The 19,396-nt window shown below is 67.6% G+C and carries 13 protein-coding genes; 5 read left to right on the top strand and 8 right to left on the bottom strand.

Going from position 1 to position 19,396, the window contains the following annotated elements; genetic code table 11:
* Window positions 1–212: 212 nt before the first annotated feature.
* The 3 genes from KHC28_RS02165 (at window position 213) to KHC28_RS02155 (ending at window position 4,672) form a co-directional block, all read left to right on the top strand.
* A complete protein-coding gene (locus KHC28_RS02165) occupies window positions 213–1,175 on the top strand; it encodes an ABC transporter substrate-binding protein (RefSeq protein ID WP_214006922.1) in 963 nt (320 codons plus the stop codon).
* A gap of 74 nt (window positions 1,176–1,249) precedes the next feature.
* Complete coding sequence (locus KHC28_RS02160; RefSeq protein WP_214006688.1) at window positions 1,250–3,034, top strand: adenylate/guanylate cyclase domain-containing protein; 1,785 nt, start codon at window positions 1,250–1,252, stop codon at window positions 3,032–3,034.
* Between the two features lie 225 nt (window positions 3,035–3,259).
* Entirely contained in the window at window positions 3,260–4,672 is a 1,413-nt protein-coding gene (locus KHC28_RS02155; protein ID WP_214006687.1) for an FAD-binding oxidoreductase, read from the top strand.
* A 107-nt stretch (window positions 4,673–4,779) separates the two neighbouring features.
* Here the strand turns inward: KHC28_RS02155 and KHC28_RS02150 are convergent, their stop codons facing one another.
* Genes KHC28_RS02150 through KHC28_RS02140 form a run of 3 tightly spaced genes read right to left on the bottom strand, consistent with a single transcriptional unit; the run spans window position 4,780 to window position 13,009 of the window.
* Window positions 4,780–5,721 (bottom strand): ChuX/HutX family heme-like substrate-binding protein, encoded by a 942-nt coding sequence (locus KHC28_RS02150; protein ID WP_214006686.1) that lies wholly within the window; start codon window positions 5,719–5,721, stop codon window positions 4,780–4,782.
* Window positions 5,722–5,750: 29 nt separating this feature from the next.
* Window positions 5,751–7,502: a sulfite reductase subunit alpha gene (locus tag KHC28_RS02145; protein ID WP_214006685.1), complete on the bottom strand. Its 1,752-nt coding sequence runs from the start codon at window positions 7,500–7,502 to the stop codon at window positions 5,751–5,753.
* On the bottom strand, window positions 7,499–13,009 hold the full coding sequence (locus KHC28_RS02140; RefSeq protein ID WP_214006684.1) for a glutamate synthase-related protein: 5,511 nt from the start codon (window positions 13,007–13,009) through the stop codon (window positions 7,499–7,501). The genes KHC28_RS02145 and KHC28_RS02140 overlap by 4 nt, the downstream gene beginning before the upstream one ends.
* Before the next feature lie 280 nt (window positions 13,010–13,289).
* Here KHC28_RS02140 and KHC28_RS02135 point away from each other — a divergent pair, with 280 nt between their 5' ends.
* Entirely contained in the window at window positions 13,290–13,733 is a 444-nt protein-coding gene (locus KHC28_RS02135; RefSeq protein ID WP_214006683.1) for a hypothetical protein, read from the top strand.
* Complete coding sequence (locus KHC28_RS02130; RefSeq protein WP_214006682.1) at window positions 13,730–14,986, top strand: flavin-containing monooxygenase; 1,257 nt, start codon at window positions 13,730–13,732, stop codon at window positions 14,984–14,986. The genes KHC28_RS02135 and KHC28_RS02130 overlap by 4 nt, the downstream gene beginning before the upstream one ends.
* Before the next feature lie 164 nt (window positions 14,987–15,150).
* Here the strand turns inward: KHC28_RS02130 and KHC28_RS02125 are convergent, their stop codons facing one another.
* The 5 genes from KHC28_RS02125 to KHC28_RS02105 form a co-directional block, all read right to left on the bottom strand.
* Window positions 15,151–15,714, bottom strand: coding sequence for a methylated-DNA--[protein]-cysteine S-methyltransferase (locus KHC28_RS02125; protein WP_214006921.1), 564 nt, complete (start codon window positions 15,712–15,714; stop codon window positions 15,151–15,153).
* A gap of 89 nt (window positions 15,715–15,803) precedes the next feature.
* A complete protein-coding gene (locus tag KHC28_RS02120) occupies window positions 15,804–16,133 on the bottom strand; it encodes a cytochrome C oxidase subunit IV family protein (protein ID WP_214006681.1) in 330 nt (109 codons plus the stop codon).
* Window positions 16,134–16,138: 5 nt separating this feature from the next.
* The gene (locus KHC28_RS02115; RefSeq protein WP_214006680.1) at window positions 16,139–16,861 is read right to left on the bottom strand and encodes a heme-copper oxidase subunit III family protein; all 723 of its coding nucleotides are present in this window, start codon (window positions 16,859–16,861) and stop codon (window positions 16,139–16,141) included.
* A gap of 27 nt (window positions 16,862–16,888) precedes the next feature.
* The gene (locus KHC28_RS02110; RefSeq protein ID WP_214006679.1) at window positions 16,889–17,599 is read right to left on the bottom strand and encodes a cytochrome c oxidase subunit 3; all 711 of its coding nucleotides are present in this window, start codon (window positions 17,597–17,599) and stop codon (window positions 16,889–16,891) included.
* Entirely contained in the window at window positions 17,596–19,368 is a 1,773-nt protein-coding gene (locus KHC28_RS02105; protein WP_214006678.1) for a cbb3-type cytochrome c oxidase subunit I, read from the bottom strand. The genes KHC28_RS02110 and KHC28_RS02105 overlap by 4 nt, the downstream gene beginning before the upstream one ends.
* Window positions 19,369–19,396: the final 28 nt, after the last annotated feature.

The raw sequence follows: 19,396 nt of genomic DNA, 5'->3' as shown, positions 1-19,396 counted from the left end.
TTCGATGATGTGACGCTACGTCGTTCAGACAGGGGTCGACGTCTTCCGCCGCCGCGCCGGTGCGGCTATGATCGCCGACGTCCGAATGAAGCTAGGTTCCGCTGAGCGCGGTGGTGGCCATGCCGGTCGCAGGCCGAGACAAGTTCGTATCGCAGCCCCTCGGCGCCCACCCGGCGCAGGCCGCTCCGTGCCGCCGCGACGTCCTCGCCTCGATGCTCGCCATCTGCGTCCTGCCGGCGGCGATGACCTCGGCGCGCGCACAACCCTCCACCCTGCCGGTGATCGGCTATCTCGGCTCCGAGAGCCCGGAGCGCTACGCCAGTCGGCTCGGCGCCTTCGCCCAGGGCCTCTCCGAGGCCGGCTATGTCGAGGGCCGCGACGTCTCGATGCTGTTCCGCTGGGCGGACGGGCAGTATCGCCAGTTGCCGGCGCTGGCGAAGGAGCTCGCGGACGCAGGGGTGACGGTGATGGTCGCGCCGGGCGGCGCGGAAGTGGCGCTGGCGGCGAAGTCGGCCACCACCAGCATTCCGATCGTGTTCGAACTGGGCGGCGACCCGGTGGCGCTCGGTCTCGTGGCGAGCCTCGCCCAGCCAGGCGGCAACATGACCGGGGTGACCAGCCTGAACGTCGAGGTCTCGCGCAAGCGACTGGAATTCATGCGCGAGCTGTTCCCGCAGGCGCAACTCTTCGCGATCGCGGCCAATCCGACCAGCCCGACGGTGAAGTCCCAGCTCGCCAATCTCGACGCCGCCGCCGCCACGCTCGGCGTCGAGCTGCGGGTGCTGCACGCCAGTACGTCGGACGCGTTCGAGGAGCTGTTCACCGCGACCCGCGCCATCGGCGCCGGCGGGCTGGTCTTCACCTCCGATCCCTATTTCACCTATCGTAGCCGGCGGCTCGCCGAGCTCGCCGCGCAACATGGCGTCGCGACCATCACCCAGTCGCGCGATTTTCCGCTGGCCGGCGGACTGATGAGCTATGGCGGCGACTTCCGGCAATCGCATCGCCATACCGGCATCTATGCCGGCCGCATCCTCAAGGGCGAGAAGCCGGCCGACCTGCCGGTGCAGCGCGTCACCAAGGTCGAGCTGTTCATCAATCTCAAGGCGGCGCAGGCACTGGGGCTCGTCGTTCCGCCAGCGCTGCTGAGCAGCGCCGACATGGTGATCGAATAGGTCGAGCCGCCCGTCCCGCCTGCCCGCCAGTGCGGCGGCGGACCAGCCGGGAGGGCAACCGAAGGGGCCTGACGGTGACCGAGCGACCTGCCTCCCCCCGTGCCTCGCTGTTCACGAAGTACTTCCTCGCTTTGTTCGCCGCGGCGGTAGGGCCGCTTCTGGTCGCCGGCGGCAGCGAGGCCTGGTTCGGCTATCGCGACCAGCGCGACCGGCTGAGCGACCTGCTCGATTCCGAAGCGCGGCTGGCGGCCTTCAAGATCGAGTACTTCCTGCAGGGAATCAGCGACCAGCTGGAGTGGATGGTGCAATTGCCCTGGTCGGCCGGCACCGATGAGCGGCGCCGGCTCGATGCGCTGCGCCTGCTGCGGCAGGTGCCGCCCGTCATGAGCCTGCGTCTCGTCGATGCCACCGGCCGGGAACGCCTGTTCGTCTCGCGCATCGGCCTGAACCGCGTCGAGAGCGGCGACGACCATTCCGACGATCCGGCGGCGCTCGGCGCGGCGGCTCAGGGGGCCTGGTTCGGCCCGGTGATCTTTCAGGGCGGCTCGGAGCCGTTCTTGACCGTCGCGGTGGCCGGCAATCGCTCCGCGGCGGGCGTGGCGATCGCCGAGGTGAACCTCAAATTCATCTGGGACGTCATCTCGGCCATTCAGGTCGGCCGGACCGGGGAAGCCTTCGTGCTGGACGCGCCGGGGCGACTGGTGGCGCATCCCGACATCAGCTTGGTGCTGCGCGCCGACGACGCCTCCACCCGGCCGCTGCAATTGCTGCGTTCCGCCATTCTGGCGCAGCCGGGCCAAGCCATCGCCGGCCGCGACACCAAGGGCGACGCGGTGATGGCGGCGATGGCGCCGATCCCCATGGTGGAATGGAGCGTCATCGTGAAACAGCCGGTGGCCGAGGCGTTCGGGCCGATCTATGCGGCGCTGTGGCGGACCGGCGTCCTGCTCGTCGCCGGCACCCTCTTCGCCGCGCTGCTCGCCTACTGGCTGTCGCAGCGCATGATCGGACCGATCCGCCTGCTGGAGGACGGCGTCGCCCGGATCGGCGCCGGCCAGTTCGACCATCGCATCGAGCTCGCCACCGGCGACGAGTTCGAGCGCCTCGCGGGGCGCTTCAATCACATGGCCGGCGAGCTCGCCGTCTCGCAGGAGCGCTCGGAACGGATCAACCGGCTCAAGCGCTTCCTGGCGCCGCAGGTCGCCGAACTGATCGAGCGGAGCGGCGACGAACGGGTGCTCGACGGGCGCCGCGTCGAGGTGGTGGCGGTGTTCTGCGACCTCAGGGGATTCACCGCCTTCGCCGCGCAGGCGCAGCCGGAGGCCATCATCAGCGTGCTCGGCACCTACTACGATGCGATGGAACGGGTGATCGCCGCGCATGAGGCGACGCTCACCAGCTTCTCGGGCGACGGCATCATGGCGCTGGTGAACGCGCCGGTCGCCTGCCCGGACCCGGCCCTGCGCGCCGTGGCCATGGCGCGGGCCATGCAGGACTGCGTCCAGGCGCTGCTGGTCGACTGGCGCGCGGCGGGGCACGAACTCGGTTTCGGCGTCGGGCTGGCGATGGGACCGGCGACGGTGGGGCGGATCGGCTCCGGGGGCCGGCTCGACTATACGGCGGTGGGCCATGTCGTGAACCTCGCCTCCCGGCTGTGCGCGAGCGCGAAGGACCGGGAAATCCTCGCCGACCGCACGGTGGCGCGCGCGGTCGGCACCGCCGTCGCCCTCACCGAACTGGAGGCGCGGCCGCTGAAGGGATTTGCCCGCCATGTCCCCGTCTTCATCGTCGACGCACCGCGCCACGACGCCTCGCGGGACAACGCCTCCGCCGTCATCGGAGAGAGCGCCCCGGGCTGAGGCGCGGAGCGACCATCGTGGCCGCGCTCGACACGCCGGCGCGGAACAGTGCGGCGTCGGATGAGACCTCGGAGGACCGCTCCCCCTCGGGCGAGCGGGTCGATGCGGCGCGCGGGCGTTGCGACGCTCGCAGGCGCTGCGACGCTGCCGCCTGCGTCCCGAAAACGCCGATCGCTCTCCTCGTCCGGACCGCTATTCGATGTATGAAGAAGGGCGGAGGCAGGCATGGATCGAATCGACAGCGTTCTCGGCGACTTGCCGGCGGATCTCTACATCACCGACGCGGATGTGGTCTCCAGATACCTCACCGACTTTCGCCGCTTCCGCACCGGCCGCTCGCGTGCCGTCCTGCGGCCGCGCAGCACGGCGGAGGTACAGCGCATCGTCGCCAGCTGCGCCGCGCATGGCGTGGCGCTGGTGCCCCAGGGCGGCAACACCTCCTATTGCGCCGCCGCCACCCCCTCCACGCAGGGCGACGAGCTGGTGCTCAGCCTCGAACGCCTGAACGCCGTGCGCGGCATCGACGCCGCCAACCTGTCGCTGACCGCCGAGGCGGGCTGCGTGTTGAGCGTGCTGCAGGAAAAGGCGGACGATGCCGGATTGATGCTGCCGCTGGACCTCGGCTCGCGCCAGTCCTGCCAGATCGGCGGCAATCTCTCCACCAATGCGGGCGGCATCTCCGTCCTGAAATACGGCATGGCCCGCGACCTCGTGCTGGGCCTCGAGGCCGTGTTGCCGGACGGGCAGTTGCTCGACGTCCTGCAGCCGCTGCGCAAGAACAACACCGGCTACGATGTGAAGCAGGTCCTGCTCGGCGCCGAGGGCACGCTGGGCGTCATTACCGCCGTATCGCTGAAGCTGGCGCGCAAACCCGCGCAGACCGTCACCGCCTTCCTCGCCATCGGGGAGATCGGCGTGCTCACCGCCATCCTCGCACGGGCCCAGCGCTTCACCGGCGAGAACATCACCTCGTTCGAGTACATCTCTCACCATTCGCTCGCTTTGCTGCTCGCCGCGCAGGACGAATTGCGCCATCCCTTGTCCGCGCCTTCCCCCCACTACGTGCTGCTGGAAGCGCAGACCTGCTCGCCGGTGCTCGCCATCGAGGATGCCGTGGGACAGCTGCTGGAAGAGCTGATGGGCGAAGGCCTCGTCACCGACGGCACGCTCGCCGCCGGCGCGCAGCAGCGCGACCGGCTATGGTATCTGCGCGAGCATATCCCCGAGGCCGAGGTGGCGAATGGCGGCTCGGTGAAGCACGACGTCTCCGTGCCGACCTCCGTTCTGCCGGCGTTCATCGCCGACGCCTCCGCCATCGTGGAGGAGCACGGCGCGGGCGGGCGCTTGTCGATCTATGGTCATGTCGGCGATGGCAACGTGCATTTCAACGTGGTTGCGCCGGCCGGGGCGGAGCCGGGCCAGTACAAGCCCTGGCTCGAGCGCGAGGTCTCTCCCCGCATCTACGATCTCGCCGTCGCCATGGGCGGTTCCTTCGGCGCGGAATACGGCATCGGCGTCGTGAAGCTCGATCTTCTGGATCGCTATGGCGACCCGGCGAAGCTCCACATGATGCGGGCCATCAAGTCCGCCCTCGATCCGGCGGGAATCATGAATCCGGGCAAGGTGGTGCGGGCCTAGGTCCGGAGCGTGACGACCCGGCTCGGCGGGCTCCCGATACCGGCCACCGGCACGCCGAAGCTCCATACGAGAGCGCCGGGGATCCACGATCCCGCGTGTCGCCGCCCTCAGACAGGCCGCAGCGACAGAAGTAGTTGCTCCCAGTAGCCGCCGAGGCCGGGCTTCTCCAGCTCCGGTGCGGCGATCTGGGCGACGCAGTGAAAGCGCCAGTCGTAGAACTCCAGCATCCACGCCTCGCCATGCTCGCCTTCGTAGCGGGTGACCCAGGCCTCCTCCACATCCGCCATGTCGAGGGAAAGCGTGCAGGTGCCAGAGCTGAGGATGGCCAGCGACTGCGAGCGCCGGACCTGCTCCAGCGGGCCGTTATGGATCTGCGCGACGCCCATATTGCCGACGGCCTTGGTCAACGGCATGCGAATATTGCCGGCCATCGACAGCGCGGCGAGCGCCATCTCCGGCGGCACCCGCCAGGCGTGCCCGCTGCCCCATTGCGGGAGAGAGGCTCGCCGGCCGAGGCCATTGTCACCGAACAGGCTATCGACCTGTGCGGCATAGTCGCCGCCGGCCGTCATCCGCGACGCGCGGCCTCGCGTCGGCGTGCTTTCCGGCGCGCGGTCACCACGCTCCCAATCATGGGTCAGGCGCGCGAAGTCGAGATCGTCGCGGCAGTCGGTCAGGAAGCACTTGTGCAGGATCGCTCCGGCCGAGCAGTAGAACTGCAGCGAGTAAGGCAGCCGCTGCATCGGCATGCGCTCCACCGCCAGCGCGGTCTCCACCGCCCCCGCATCGAGCCGCAGCAGCGTGGTCTCGGGAGTGATCGCCGCACAGGCGCCGACGACCTGCGCCGGGGCGTATTGGCCGAGGCGCGTCATCACCGCCGCGGTGTTGGCGGTCACGGCCACCGCCTCGCCGAGATGCTGGAAATCCGACGCGACCCGATCCGCACCGGCGGCCAGCCGGGTGCCGCAGAAACCCGGCTCGGCAGTCAGGACGCTGAGTTCGCTCACGAAGGGGCGGATGCAGCCACCCCGCCCGCAGGCCGATGCCATGATGTGTCGCTTTCCGTGAGACATGCGCGTCAGTAGACGTCGCGCTGATAGCGTTTCTCGCGCCGGAGCCTGGCGACATAGTCGGCGGCGGCTTCCGCCGACAGGCTGCCATGCCGGGCGACGATCTCGTGCAGGGCCTCGTCGACATCCTTCGCCATGCGGCTGGCGTCGCCGCAGACGTAGAAATGCCCGCCCTCCTCAAGCCAGGCGTAGAGATCGCGGCCGTTCTCGCGCATGCGGGTCTGGACGTAGATCTTCTCGGCCTGATCGCGCGAGAAGGCGAGGTCGAGCCGGGTGATCACGCCGTCGCGGCTCATCTCGGCCAGTTCGTCGGCATAGATGAAGTCGCTGGCCTGATGCTGGTCGCCGAAGAACAGCCAGTTCCGGCCGGTGGCGCCCTGGCTGCGGCGATGGTGCAGGAAGCCGCGAAACGGCGCGATGCCGGTACCGGGCCCGACCATGATCATCGGCGCCTGCCCGTCCTGCGGCGGGCGGAACGCCTTGTTGGGCGAGACGAAAATGCCGGCGGTGTCGCCTTCCGCCAGCCGGTCGGCGAGGTAGGTCGAGCAGACGCCGCCATGATCGCGCCCCTCGCGCTGCCAGCGCACGGCGGCGATGGTGAGATGCACCGAGCCCTGATGGGCGAGCGGGCTCGACGAGATCGAATAGGCGCGGTGCTGCAGCGGCTTCAGCCAGCCGAGGAACTCGGCGAGGTCGATGTCGAGCGCCGGATTGAGGTTGAGCAGGTCCAGCACATCGCGGCCCCAGAGCCACGCGTCCAGCGCCTCGCGGTCGCCGTGACGCAGCACATGCGACAATTGCTCGTCGCCGGCACGCGCCTCGATGGCCGCGATGAGCTCGCGCGACGGGGTGCGGATTTCCAACGTCCGGGACAGCGCCTCGACGACGGGGAGGTCGCCGGCCGGAGCGTCGGCCTTCGCGCCGAGCCGCGCCAGCAGGGCCTCGACGAGGGCCGGATCGTTGCGTGGGATGACCCCCAGCGCGTCGCCGGCTTCGTAGCTGAGCCCGCTGTCGCCCAGCGCGAACTCGAAATGGCGGATATCCTTGCCCGAATCCGCGCCGGACAGGCGCCGGCTGACTGCAAGCCTCGCGGGATAGGGATTGCGCCGGGTCCACTCCGAGCGCGCCGGCCGGGCCGTCTCCGCAGCGGCGGCCGGGGCGGAGGCGGGAGCGACGCTGCCTTCCGGCCGAGGGACGAGCGGCAGGGTGGCGGCGATCCAGTCGGCCGATACCTTCTCATAGTCAATGTCGCAATCGAGCCGGGTGGCGAGGCGTCGCGCGCCCAGCTGTTCCAGCCGCGTGTCGATCAGCTTGCCGGCCTGGCAGAAGCCGTCATAGGCGGTGTCGCCCAGCGCCAGCACGGCGTAGTGCATCGCCTCGAGCCGCGCGGCGTCGGGCGACGACAGGGCCTGCCAGAAGCCATGCGCATTGTCCGGCATCTCGCCTTCGCCATAGGTCGAGGTGACGACGATCACCCGCTCCATGGCCGCGAGGCTCGCCATCTCGACATCGTCGAGCCCGAGCACCATCGGCTCGAACCCCTGTGCGCGGGAGGCCGCCGCCAGTTCCTGCGCCAGCATCTCGGCATTGCCGGTCTGGGTGCCGAACAGGATGTTCAGCACCGCGCGGGGAGTGGCAGCGCTCGCCGCCTCCGCGTCCTGCACCGTGAGGCGGGAGTGCAGGCCCGCCATGAAGCCGGCCAGCCAGGCGCGCTGCTCGCCGGAGAACGGTGCGTCGTCGGGGATCGCCGGCAGCCTCATGACGCGCCTCGCGCGAAGGCGACGAGATCCGGCAGCGCGGCGCGGGCGAACAGTTCCTCGTAGCTGGGCATGCGGCCGAGCGCCTCGCGGTTGCTCGCGCTCTGCCGCAGGATCCAGCTATAGGTGCCGGGTCCGTCCATGGAGAGGATGTTGCGCCGGCTCAGCGCGCTCTTGTAGTCGCCGAGCCGCTTGTCCGCGACCAGCGCGGCGAGCTGGTCGTCGGGGTAGTGCTGCAAGGCTTCGCGCGCATGGCGCAGCAGCTTCTGCATCAGGGCGAAGTCCTCGGTCATGATGAGCTTGCGCACGCCGCCGACGATGCGCGGATCGTCCGCGCCAGCGGCGGCCGGCAGCCGGGAGAGCGCGAGCTGCTGGGCCATGGCCAGCACGGTGTAGTTGTTCAGCAGCACCAGCATGCCCGCGCTGTCCGGCGCGGCCTCGTCGGGCAAAGCTCCGGCGAGGATGGGCTTGTTGTCGCGATAAGCGAGCTTGAACTTGCGCAGCTGGTGACCGGCCACGGCGGTGGCGAGTTCCTCCAGCAGGTCCTTGCGCGACTTGGCCTTCAGGATCGCCTCGCGGTCCTGATACTGCAGCAGCGCGACCGGCAGGCCGTAGACGAAGTTCTGCCGCTCGCCGTCCCAGTTCTCCAGCAGCCATTGCGCCTTGGCGGAGCCGGTCTCCTCCACATGCCATTCCAGCATCCGGCGGATGGCGGCAGCATGGCCGGCGGCATCCTCATCGTCGCCGCCGACGGGCCTCAGCAGGATGGAATCGTGGCTCGCCTTGGCGCCGAGGTCGCCATAGGGGTCGTACTGGTAGACGAAGCCCCCGCTCATGCCGTTGCCGAAGCCCTTGCCGAAGGCGCCGAGATTCAGCACCGCGCCATTGGTCATGTACTCGCAGGCGAAGTCGCCGACCCCCTCCACCACGGCGGTGGTGCCGGAATTGCGCACGGCGAAACGGTCGCCCGCCTGTCCGGCGACGAACAGCCGTCCCCCGGTCGCACCGAACAGCGCGAAGTTGCCGATCAGCACATTGCCGCCGGCCTCCTGCGAGCCGCCACCGGGCGAGAGGACGGTGATGACCCCGCCGCACTGGCCCTTGCCGACCCCGTCATTGCAAGTGCCGGTGTGGCGCATCGCCATGCCGTCATTGCAGAAGGCGCCGTAGGACTGGCCGGCCGAACCGGTGGTGACGATCACCACGCTGTCCGGCTTGAGATAGCGCCGGCCGCGATCATCCTCGCAGACGGCGGGGAGGTTCGCGGCCGCGTCGGCGGACAGTTGGTGGTTGAGCAGGCGCTCGATGTCGATGGCGAGGCGGGCGCCGACGCTCTTGTTGCGGTTGCCGAGGCGCAGGCCTTCGCCGAGCTTCACGGCGACCGCGCGCTGCTCGACAAGGGCGGCCCGCATCTCCACGCCGAACGCCTCGTCGATGGAATAGTCGGCTTCCATATAGACCGGCTCGTCGATGCGGATCTCGTCCACCACGGTGAGCATGGCGCGCAGGTCCAGCTGGCCGACGCTGGCGGGATGATCGAGCAGGTGCAGCAGGTCGGAGCGCCCGCGCGCCTCGCGCAGCGACGTCAGCCCCAGCACCGCGAGAAGCTCGCGTGTCTCGTGGGCGATGTTCATCAGATACTGCGCCAGAGCGCGCGGATCGCCGTCGAACAGTTCGGAATTGGTGGTGAGGCCGGCCGGGCACTTGATGTTGCAGTTCTTGGCCATGACGCATTTCAGCATCATCAGCGCCGTGGTGCCGAACTCGAAACTGTCGCCGCCCAGCAGCGCCGACTTGATGACGTCGCTCGCCGTCTGGTGCGCGCCGGAACAGCGCAGCGTCACCTTCTGGCGCAAGCCGTTGGCGCACAGCGCCTGATGCACCTCGGCGACGCCGATCTCCGCCGCGCGGCCGGTATATTTGAGGCTCGTGACCGCCGCCGCGCCGGTGCCGCCGGTGTTGCCGGCGACGTTGATGACGTCCGCGCCGGCCTTGGCGACGCCGACCGCGATGGTGCCGATACCCTCGGACGAGACCAGCTTCACGATGACCCGCACCCGCGCCGCCTTGCAGTCATGGATCAGCTGGGCGAGGTCCTCGATCGAATAGGTGTCGTGATGCGGCGGCGGGGAGACGAGTTCCACCCCAGGCGTGCCGCCACGCGCGGCGGCGATCTCGACCGTCACCTTCTGCGCCGGGAGCTGTCCGCCCTCGCCCGGCTTGGCGCCCTGGCCGATCTTGATCTCCAGCTCTTCGAGCGAGGGATCGGCGAGATATCCGGCCCAGACCCCGAAGCGGCCGGAAGCCAGCTGCTTGATGCGCGAGGCGCGGATCGTGCCATAGCGGGAAATGTGCTCGCCGCCCTCGCCGGAATTGGACAGGCCGCCGACCATGTTGGTGCCATGTGCCACCGCCTCGTGCGCGGGGGCATTGAGCGCGCCGTGGCTCATCGCGCCCGAGGTCAACAGGCCGGTGATCTCGCTGGCCGACTGCACCGCCTCAAGGTCGATGGACGCGGGCGCCGCGCGCAGCAGCGCCAGCCAGTCGCGCGCCGCGCCGGACACCCGCAGCGCCAGCTTGCCGCCCTGTAGCCAATGGCCGTTGATGTCGCCACGGAACCGCATCAGCAGCGACTGGCCGAGCGCGCTCAGCCGGCCGGGATCGTCGCCCAGCAGCCCGGTCAGCCCGATCAGGAACACGTCCTCCGCGACGCGCTCGCAGGTGAGGCCGCGCACCAGGAAGCTGTTGTTGCCCTTGCGCGAGAACTTGCCCATTTCGCGCCGGAAATCCTGCGCGTGGCTCATGAAGCTGATGTCGGCCGGCAGCGCGAGCACGTCGCGCAGCGCCGCCGGGCGCCGCATGCGCTCCTCCGCCATCATGCGGCTGAAGGCGCGGTAGCTGGGCGTGATGCGGAAGTCATCGATCGCCTCGGGCGTCAGCGCCTCGAAGCTGGTCGCCTTGTAGGCGTCGGCATCGAGGCCGAACGCATCGGTGAGCCGGTTGAGCGGCAGCAGGCGGAGGGAATCGACGTCCGTCTCGCCGGCATCGGTCTCCGGCTGGAAGACCGGCTCCTCCTCGGTCATGTCGACGAAGCCGCGCACGGCGATGGCGCCGAAGGAGTGGCCCGCGCCTTCCGCGCGCTCCTTGAACAGGCCGAGCAGCGGGATATCCGCCTCGCCGCGCACGGTGAGCGCCCGCGCGTGCCAGTCCGCCACCGCCTGCGAGATGACCGGGAAGGTCACGCCCCCCACGGGGGTGCGCATGTTCGGGAAGTAGCGGCGCAGCGTCGGATCGTTGGTGTCGAGGAAGTTGGGCTCGAAGAACTCGCCGCCGATATAGCTCTCGGCGGTGCACAGGCCGACCTTGCCCATGGTCTTCATCAGCGACTTCTCGGCCGCCTTGGCGAAACGCTTGAAAGCCTTGTCGGCGTCGGCGCCGAACTTCTCCTCGGCGCGAAACTGAACGCATAGCGGATAGACCGCCGATGCGCCGAAGCCGAGCGCCACCGCGATATGGTGCGAGGACGAGATCTGTCCGCTCTCGACGATGAAGGACAGCCGCAGCCGCAGGCCTTCGTCGATGAGGCGCTGGTTGACGGCGGACACCGCCAGGGTCAGCGGCAGCGCGGCACGGCCACGCGCGACGTGACGGTCGGTGAGCACGGCGATGCCGCCCCGTTCGCGTGCGAAGCCGGCGACTTCGCCGCACAGCGCCTCGATCGCCCGCCCGATAGCTTCGCGATTGGCCTGCGGGTCGTCGAACACCGGCGGGTACAGCATCTCGAAGCGGCGGAACGGCGTCGCCGCCTGCTCGCGGATCTTCAGCATCTCCAGATGGGTGAGGATCGGCGAGCGGATGACGATCTGCGGCGCCGAGGGCGCGCCGATATTGGGCTTGGCGCCGAGCGCGACGCGTAGCGTCATGCCGTCCGCCTCGCGCAGGGAATCCAGCGGGGGATTGGTGACCTGCGCGAACCGCTGGGAGAAATATTTGGCGACGCCGCCTTCCTGGTCCGACAGGGCGTTGATGGCGTTGCCATAGCCCATGGCGGAGATCTTCTCCGCGCCGTTCTCCAGCATCGGGTCCATCAGGAAGCGGAAGCTTTCCTGGTTGTGCGAATAGGCGACGTAGCGCTGGTGCCGTTCGAGATCGCCATTGTAGCGCAGCGGCGATCCCTGCCGTTCCGCCGGGATATCCGGCAGGTCGTCGAGCCGCACCCGTGCCGCCTCCAGCAGGGCCGGGTAGTCGCGCCGTGCCGCCAGCAGCTCCAGCGCGTCGATCGAACCGTAGCTGCGTCCCTCCCGGTGATCCCAGTAGAGCATGCCGCCGGCCTCGATGCGCCCGCGCCGCTCTACGCTCTCCGGCGGGAAGCCGATCTGCCCGGCCTCCGACATCACGCACAGATAGTCGGACGTCTCGACAGTGCGCAGCGGCCGCAGCCCGAGCCGGTCGAGCCGGGCGCCGACGATCTCGCCATTGCCGAAGATCAGCGCGGCCGGGCCGTCGTTCTTCTCCTCGTAGAGCGAAAAATATTCGAGCATGGCCCGAACCGCCGGCGAGAGCGTCTCGTCGTTCTCCCAGGCGGGCGGCATCATCGAGACCACGGCGGTGACGAGGTCGAGATCGTCCTGCATCATCCGGCTTTGCAGCGTCTGGTCGAGGCGGCAGGAATCCGACTGGCCCTTCGGTGCCACGATCCGCCCATTGCGGGCGCGGGCGATCGCCGCTTCCGACAGCCGGTTCTTCTTGTCGGTGTTCAATTCGCCATTATGCGCCATCAGCCGGAACGGCTGGGCCATGGACGGATGTGGATCGGTGTTGGTCGAGAAGCGGGTGTGGAAATAGAGCGTGTGCACGGCGTGACCGGGATCGGTCAGGTCGCGGAAATAGGGGATGACCTCGTTCGAGTTCAGCCGCCCCTTCAGCACCTGCGTGCGGGCGGACAGCGACAAAGGATAGAAGCCGTCCAGCGCCGGATCGGTGAAGGCCTCGGCCTCGATCACCAGCAGCGCCCGGTGGATCGCCCGGTCGAGCGCCTCGATGGACGCGCATGACGGCGGCGCCGCGAACACCCATTGGCGGATCGACAGCTGATAGGCGAGAGCGGCCGGGCGCAGCGCCGACGCGTCGGTGGGCACCTCACGTTCCAGCATCACCTGGAGATTTTCGTCGGCGAGTGCGCTCTCGATGATGCGCCGCGCCCTTCCCTCCTGCGCCGGGTCGACCGGCATGAAGAAATTGCCGACGCCGAACTCCCCGTCCTTCAGTTCCGCCCGTCCCGACAGCGCCCGGAAGAAGGACAGCGACAGGTCGATGCACACGCCCGCGCCGTCGCCCACGCCCTCGGACGACATGCCACCACGATGAGGCACCGCGCATAAGGCCTCATGCGCCCTTTGCAGCACCTCGAATGTCTGCAGGCCGTCCTTGCGGGTGATGAAGCCGACGCCGCAATTGCTCTTCTCGAGCGAGGGATCGTACAGCCCATGGGGAGAGACGGTCGTATTCAAGGGCAGAAAACCCACTCTGGAAGACGGAAGAGGTGATGTCGTCGCGGATCGGGTACAGGGCCGGAATCCGCACGAATATCGGAAGATTTACTTATTAACTTCCCGGCACGTTGACAAGTCGGCCGGAACTATCTGTAATTTTAATCATTCCAATAATTGGAATGACCGAAAATTTCCGCACGATCATTCAATATCGATTCCTAATACTTATAAACTGATCTGGGTTTTCCGGCCTCCATGGACGTTGCAGGCACCGCCCAGCCTCAAGCCGGGTTCGACCATGGCCCGGGGGCGCAGCGAGCCAGCCGGCCGCTCGCCGCAGGGCGACGCGCAAGCCGCAAGGGAAGCGGATCGCGGACAGGTCGGCGCCCACGTGCTGTCACCAAGACCGGATGATCGCGGCAGACATCGCAAGAATCGTGCGTGCATCGCAATCGAAGTGCCATGCTTCTGCGCCGACGGGCACCAAGCAGGCGCTCTCGATCGTCGCCACATTCACCTCACCAATGCCAGTGTCGCGTGGATGTCGATCGTGCCATGCGCCTACGAAACTGTTATCGTGATCGCGGCACCGGGGCGGATACTCATGGGGATCGCCGAGATCGACTTTTATGACGCGCCCCGGATCGGCGATGAGCCGCCCGCAGGGGTGCCCCGTTCGCCGCGTGCAGCACTCCCCACCACGAACTTCGGCGATGCGTTCATCCGGGACGGCGGCGCATGACGGGAGATGCCAACGTCCTTGACGCGGTCGTGGTCGGCGCCGGCTGGGCGGGCCTCGGCGTCAGCCATGCGCTTGCGAGAAAGGGGCTGCGCCACAGGGTGCTGGAACGGGGGCGCATCGGGGAGACGTGGCGCACGCAGCGGTGGGATTCGTTCAAGATGAACACTCCCAATGTGCAGACCATCATGCCCGGCGACCGCTACAGCGGTTCGGATCCGTTCGGCACCCTGACACGCGACCAGTTCGTCGCTCTCCTCGAGGACTTTGCCAGGCGCAACGGGCTCGATGTCGAACCCGACACGCGGGTGATCGAACTCATCGGCGGAAGCGAAAATGGCGCTTACCGGCTCGCCACGTCGCGCGGAGACATCTGGACGCGAAACGTGGTGATCGCAAGCGGCGGCTTGAATTGCCCGGTACGGCCGGCTTTTTCCCGTGCATTGCCGGCCAGCCTCCACCAGATCGATGCATCCGGCTATCGGAGCGTCGCCGATCTGCCGCTTGGAGTGGTGCTGGTCGTTGGAAGCGGCCAGTCGGGCTGCCAGATCGCGGAAGAACTGGCGGAAGGCGGCCGAAAGGTGTTCCTCGCCACCAGCCGGGTCGGTCGCCTACCGAGGCGCTATCGTGGCCGCGACATCATGATCTGGCTCGTCGAAAGCGGTTTTCTCGACGTGCGTCGGGAGGAGGTCATCCGGCTTGCCGGACGTCTTCCGCCTCGCGGCCTGCTCGGGGTGGAACATACGATCAGCCTACAGGCCCTCAGCGCTCGGGGTGTGGTGCTGCTTGGCCGCCTTGCAGGCGTCGAGGAAGGCGGCGCGCTGTCGTTCGCCGGCGATCTCGACGAGAACATGCGTTTTGCCGATGACGCCTCCGCCAACGTCAGGCGCTATATCGACGGCTACATCCAGCTCTGCGGGATCGATGCCCCGGCATCGGAGCCCGATCCGGCGGAAACCGTCGCGGCGCGTGTGCCAGACCCGGGGATCGGCTCGCTTGATCTTGCCGGAGCCGGCATTGCGACCGTGGTGTGGTGCACGGGCTTTCGTGGCGATTTCAGCTGGGTGAGGCTCCCCGGCGTCCTCGACCCGTGGGGGCAGCCCCTTCACGAGGACGGCGTGGCCTCCCTGCCGGGCATCTATTTCGCCGGGCTGGATTTCGCCTCGACGCGGAAGTCCGGCCTGGTATTGGCGGTCGCCGAGGAGGCGCCGCGCCTGGCCGAGCACATTTTCGAGCGTTCGCGACATTCCCGCTGAGGATGCGATTGCCGCCCTGGGTCGATATCGGACCTGTGCCCGGCGTTGTTCCAGGACCATGGCCTTCCGGCGCGCCGACCACGAAGGCAGGTCGCTTCGCCACTCAGGACCTCGCCGCGCACAAACGTCAGTATCCGGGGCGCGTCCCGGCCGAACGGCGTTGTTCAGAACCCGAAAGACTGCTGCGCCGGTGGCGGCGGGCCGAGATGGACGCCCTCAAGCTCCAGCATGCGGATCTTGGCGGCGGAGCCGCCCGGGGCGGAGAAGCCGCCGACCTTGCCGCCGGCCGCGAGCACGCGGTGGCAGGGAATGAGCAGCGCCACCGGGTTCGTCGCCATGGCCTGCCCGACATCGCGCGCCGCCTCCGGTCCGGCGCCGAGCTGCCTGGCCAGCGTGCCATAGGTCGTGGTCTCGCCCCAGCCGACCTGTCGAGCGGCTTCGTAGACCTGCCGGAAAAAGTCGTCCTGATCGCCGAGGTCGAGCGTGACGTGCGAAAAATCAACCGCCTCGCCGGCGAAATAGCGCTTCACCGCGGCGACCGCCTCGTCGATCTCCGCGCGAGGCGTGCCGGGGACGGCCTCCGGCACGCGCCGCAGCAGATTGCGCTCGGTCGCTTCGGCGCTGTGCGTCGGCAGCTGGAAACGGGTGATGCCGGCTTCGCTCCAGGCGATGCCGCAATAGCCGCCAGCCGTTTCGAAGATGAGATAGTGCTGCGGTGATTGGCCCATGGCATGGCTCATGGCTCGGCCCTCGACATTCCAACGCGCATGAACATCGTCGGACGAGGCGACGACTTCAACCCGATCCCGTCATCCGCTCACAACAGGCCGGGATGAAGGGTGCGGCTCAACAGCGTGTAGTCCGACTCCAGGACCATGATGGCGACGAAGACCAGCACCGCGCCGATCGGCAGCAGGATGGCGTAGACCAGCGCCAGCCGCTCCCAGGCCATGTGCATGAAGACGGCGACGATCAGCCCCGCCTTGAGCACCATGAACAGCAGGATCAGCGAATATCTGAGATGCCCCTGCAGATGGAAATAATCGACCATGTAGGAGCAGGTGCTGAGCACGAACAGCCAGCCCCACACCACGAGATAAAGCCGGATCGGGTGCTGCGCGGTGTCATGGGTCGCGACATGGGTCATTTTGCTCACCACAGATAGAAGAAGGCGAAGATGAATACCCAGACCAGATCGACGAAGTGCCAATAGAGGCCCATGATCTCGACGGCTTCATAGTTCCCCTTCCGGCTGGTGAAGAATCCGCGCCTTCCTGTATCGAAATCTCCGCGCAGCACCTTGCGCGCAATGGCGATGAGGAAGATCACGCCGAAGGTGACATGCGTGCCGTGGAAACCGGTGATCATGAAGAAGCTGGAGCCGAACTGCGCGGCGCCCCACGGGTTCTCCCACGGCCGCACGCCCTCATGGATCAGCTTGGTCCATTCGAAGGCCTGCATGCCGACGAAAGCGGCGCCCAGCACCGCCGTCGCCAGCATGAGCGCGGCGGTGGTGATGCGGTCGCGCCGGTAGCCATAATTCACCGCCATCGCCATGGTCCCGCTGCTGCTGATCAGCACGAAGGTCATGATAGCGATCAGGAGCAGCGGAAACGACGTGCCGCCGATCTCCAGCGCGAACACCTCGCTGGGATTGGGCCAGGGCACCGTCGTCGACATCCGCGCTGTCATGTAAGAGATCAGGAAGCAACTGAAGACGAAGGTGTCGCTCAGGAGGAAGATCCACATCATGGCCTTCCCCCAGGAGACGTTCTTGAACGCCCGCTGGTCGGACGAGAGATCGGCGGCGATGCTGGCAAGACCGGCGGATTGCCGGGCCTCGTCCGCCTCGTTCCTCAGCGAGATCTGCACCATCGATCGCTCCTTCGGCTCAGGACATGTTCAGCTCAACGCTTGACGACAGATCTCGAAGAAATCGCCGGCCCAGCCGGCGATCAGCGCAAACAGGACCAGCCACACGACGAGCAGGAAATGCCAGTAGATGGCGCACAGCTCGACGCCGAGCCGCAGCTTGCCCCGCTCGACGCCGACCTCATCGGCGCTGAACGCGCGCAGCGTGACGCGCGCCAGCGCGACGAGCCCGCCCATCACGTGCAGCCCGTGCAGACCGGTCATCAGATAGAAGAAGGCATTGGCGGGATTGGAGGCGAGAAAATAGCCCTCCTCCACCAGTTCGCGCCAGACCACCAGCTGGCCGACGACGAAGGCGAGCGTGAAGACGCCGGCACCGACCAGCCCGAAGCGCACGCCATCGAGGCTCGCATGGCGGGACTGCGCCTTGGTCCATTCCAGCGTGGCACTGGCGAGGATGAGCAGGCCGGTGTTGAACCAGAGCAGCCGTGGCGCCGGCAGCGGCCACCAGTCGGCGGCCTGCAGCCGCATCGAATAGGCGCTGATGGAGAGCGCGAACAGCACGCCGGCAACCGCCAGGAAGACGCAGAGCCCGATCTTCGCCGCCGCCGGCGGGCCGGCGCCCGGCGGCTCGTCGATAACGCCGATCTCCAGCCAGGGCTTGGACATGATCCGCTGCGTCGACAGCCACCAGGCGGCGATGCCGATGACGAGGACGAGGAAGGCGACGACGATGGTCATGGCGCCCTGCTCGCGATCTCGCCGGCCAGAGGCGGCTGATTCTGCGGGATGAAGTCCTCCGGCGCGCCGGGCACGTTGTAGTCATAGGCCCAGCGATAGACGATCGGCAGCTCCTTGCCGAAATTGCCGTGCGGCGGCGGCGTCGCCGAGGTCTGCCATTCGAGCGAGCAGGCGCGCCACGGATTGCCGCCGGCCCCGCGCCCGTGGCGCAGGCTCCAGATCAGGTTGAACACGAAGGCGAGTTGCGCGGCGCCGACCAGCAGCGCCATCACCGTGATGAAGATGTTCAGGTCGTGCGCCGACGGCGGATAGATCGCGGTCTCGCCCATCTCGTAATAGCGGCGCGGCACGCCCATAAGCCCGAGATAGTGCATCGGGAAGAAGATCAGATAGGCGCCGAGGAAGGTGACCCAGAAATGGAACTGTCCGAGCGGCACGCTGAGCAGCCGCCCGGTCACCTTCGGATACCAGTGATAGATGGCGCCGAAGATCACCAGGATCGGCGCCACGCCCATCACCATGTGGAAATGGGCGACGACGAACATGGTGTCGGACAAAGGCACGTCCACCACCACATTGCCGAGGAACAGCCCCGTCAGCCCGCCATTGACGAAGGTGACGATGAAGGCGAGCGCAAACAGCATGGGCGTGGTGAGGTGGATGTCGCCGCGCCACAGCGTCAGCACCCAATTATAGACCTTGATCGCGGTCGGTATCGCGATGATCAGGGTGGTGGTCGCGAAGAAGAACCCGAAATAGGGGTTCATGCCGCTGACATACATGTGGTGCGCCCACACCACGAAGCTGAGCGCGCCAATCGCCACGATCGCCCATACCATCATCCGGTAGCCGAAGATGTTGCGCCGGGCATGGACGCTGATGAGGTCGGAGACGATGCCGAATGCCGGCAGCGCGACGATGTAGACCTCGGGGTGGCCGAAGAACCAGAACAGATGCTGGAACAGGATCGGGCTGCCGCCGCCATAAGGCAGGCGCGCGCCCTGCTCGATGATCTCCGGCATGAAGAAGCTGGTGCCGAGCAGCCGGTCGAACAGCATCATCACGGCGCCGACGAACAGGGCGGGAAAGGCGAGCAGCGCCATCACGCTGGCGGTGAAGATGCCCCAGACGGTGAGCGGCATGCGCATCAGCGTCATGCCGCGTGTGCGGCCCTGCAGAACGGTGACCACGTAGTTGAGGCCGCCCATGGTGAAGCCGACGATGAAGATCATCAGCGAGACCAGCATCATGACGATGCCCCAGGCGAGGCCCGGCGTGCCGGCGGTGATCGACTGGGGCGGATAGAGCGTCCAGCCGGCGCCGGTCGGCCCGCCCGGCACCGCGAAGCTGGCGAACAGCACGACGACCGCGAGCAGATAGAACCAGAAGCTCAGCATGTTGGCATAGGGAAACACCATGTCCCGCGCGCCGAGCATCAGGGGGATCAGGTAATTGCCGAAGCCGCCGAGGAACAGCGCAGTCAGCACATAGACCACCATCATCATGCCGTGCATGGTGATCAGCTGGTAATAGGCATCGGCGTCGATGAAGGAGAGTGCGCCGGGGAATGCCAGCTGCAATCGCATCAGCCAGGACAGCATCAACGCGACCAGGCCGATCGACAGCGCGGTGACGGAATATTGCACGGCGATGATCTTCGCGTCCTGGCTGAACACATAATGCGTCACCCAGCTCTTCGGATGGTAGAGTTCGACATCTTCGACTTCGGCCGGCGGCACGCCGGCCACGCCAAGCGGAACATCGACCATCGGCACCCTCCCTCGCAAGCTAGGCTTG

Origin of the sequence: Ancylobacter sonchi (genome assembly GCF_018390695.1) — a bacterium.
GTDB lineage: Bacteria > Pseudomonadota > Alphaproteobacteria > Rhizobiales > Xanthobacteraceae > Ancylobacter > Ancylobacter sonchi.
Note: the sequence above shows the minus strand (reverse complement) of the source record. Positions and strands in the feature narration are given on the sequence as shown.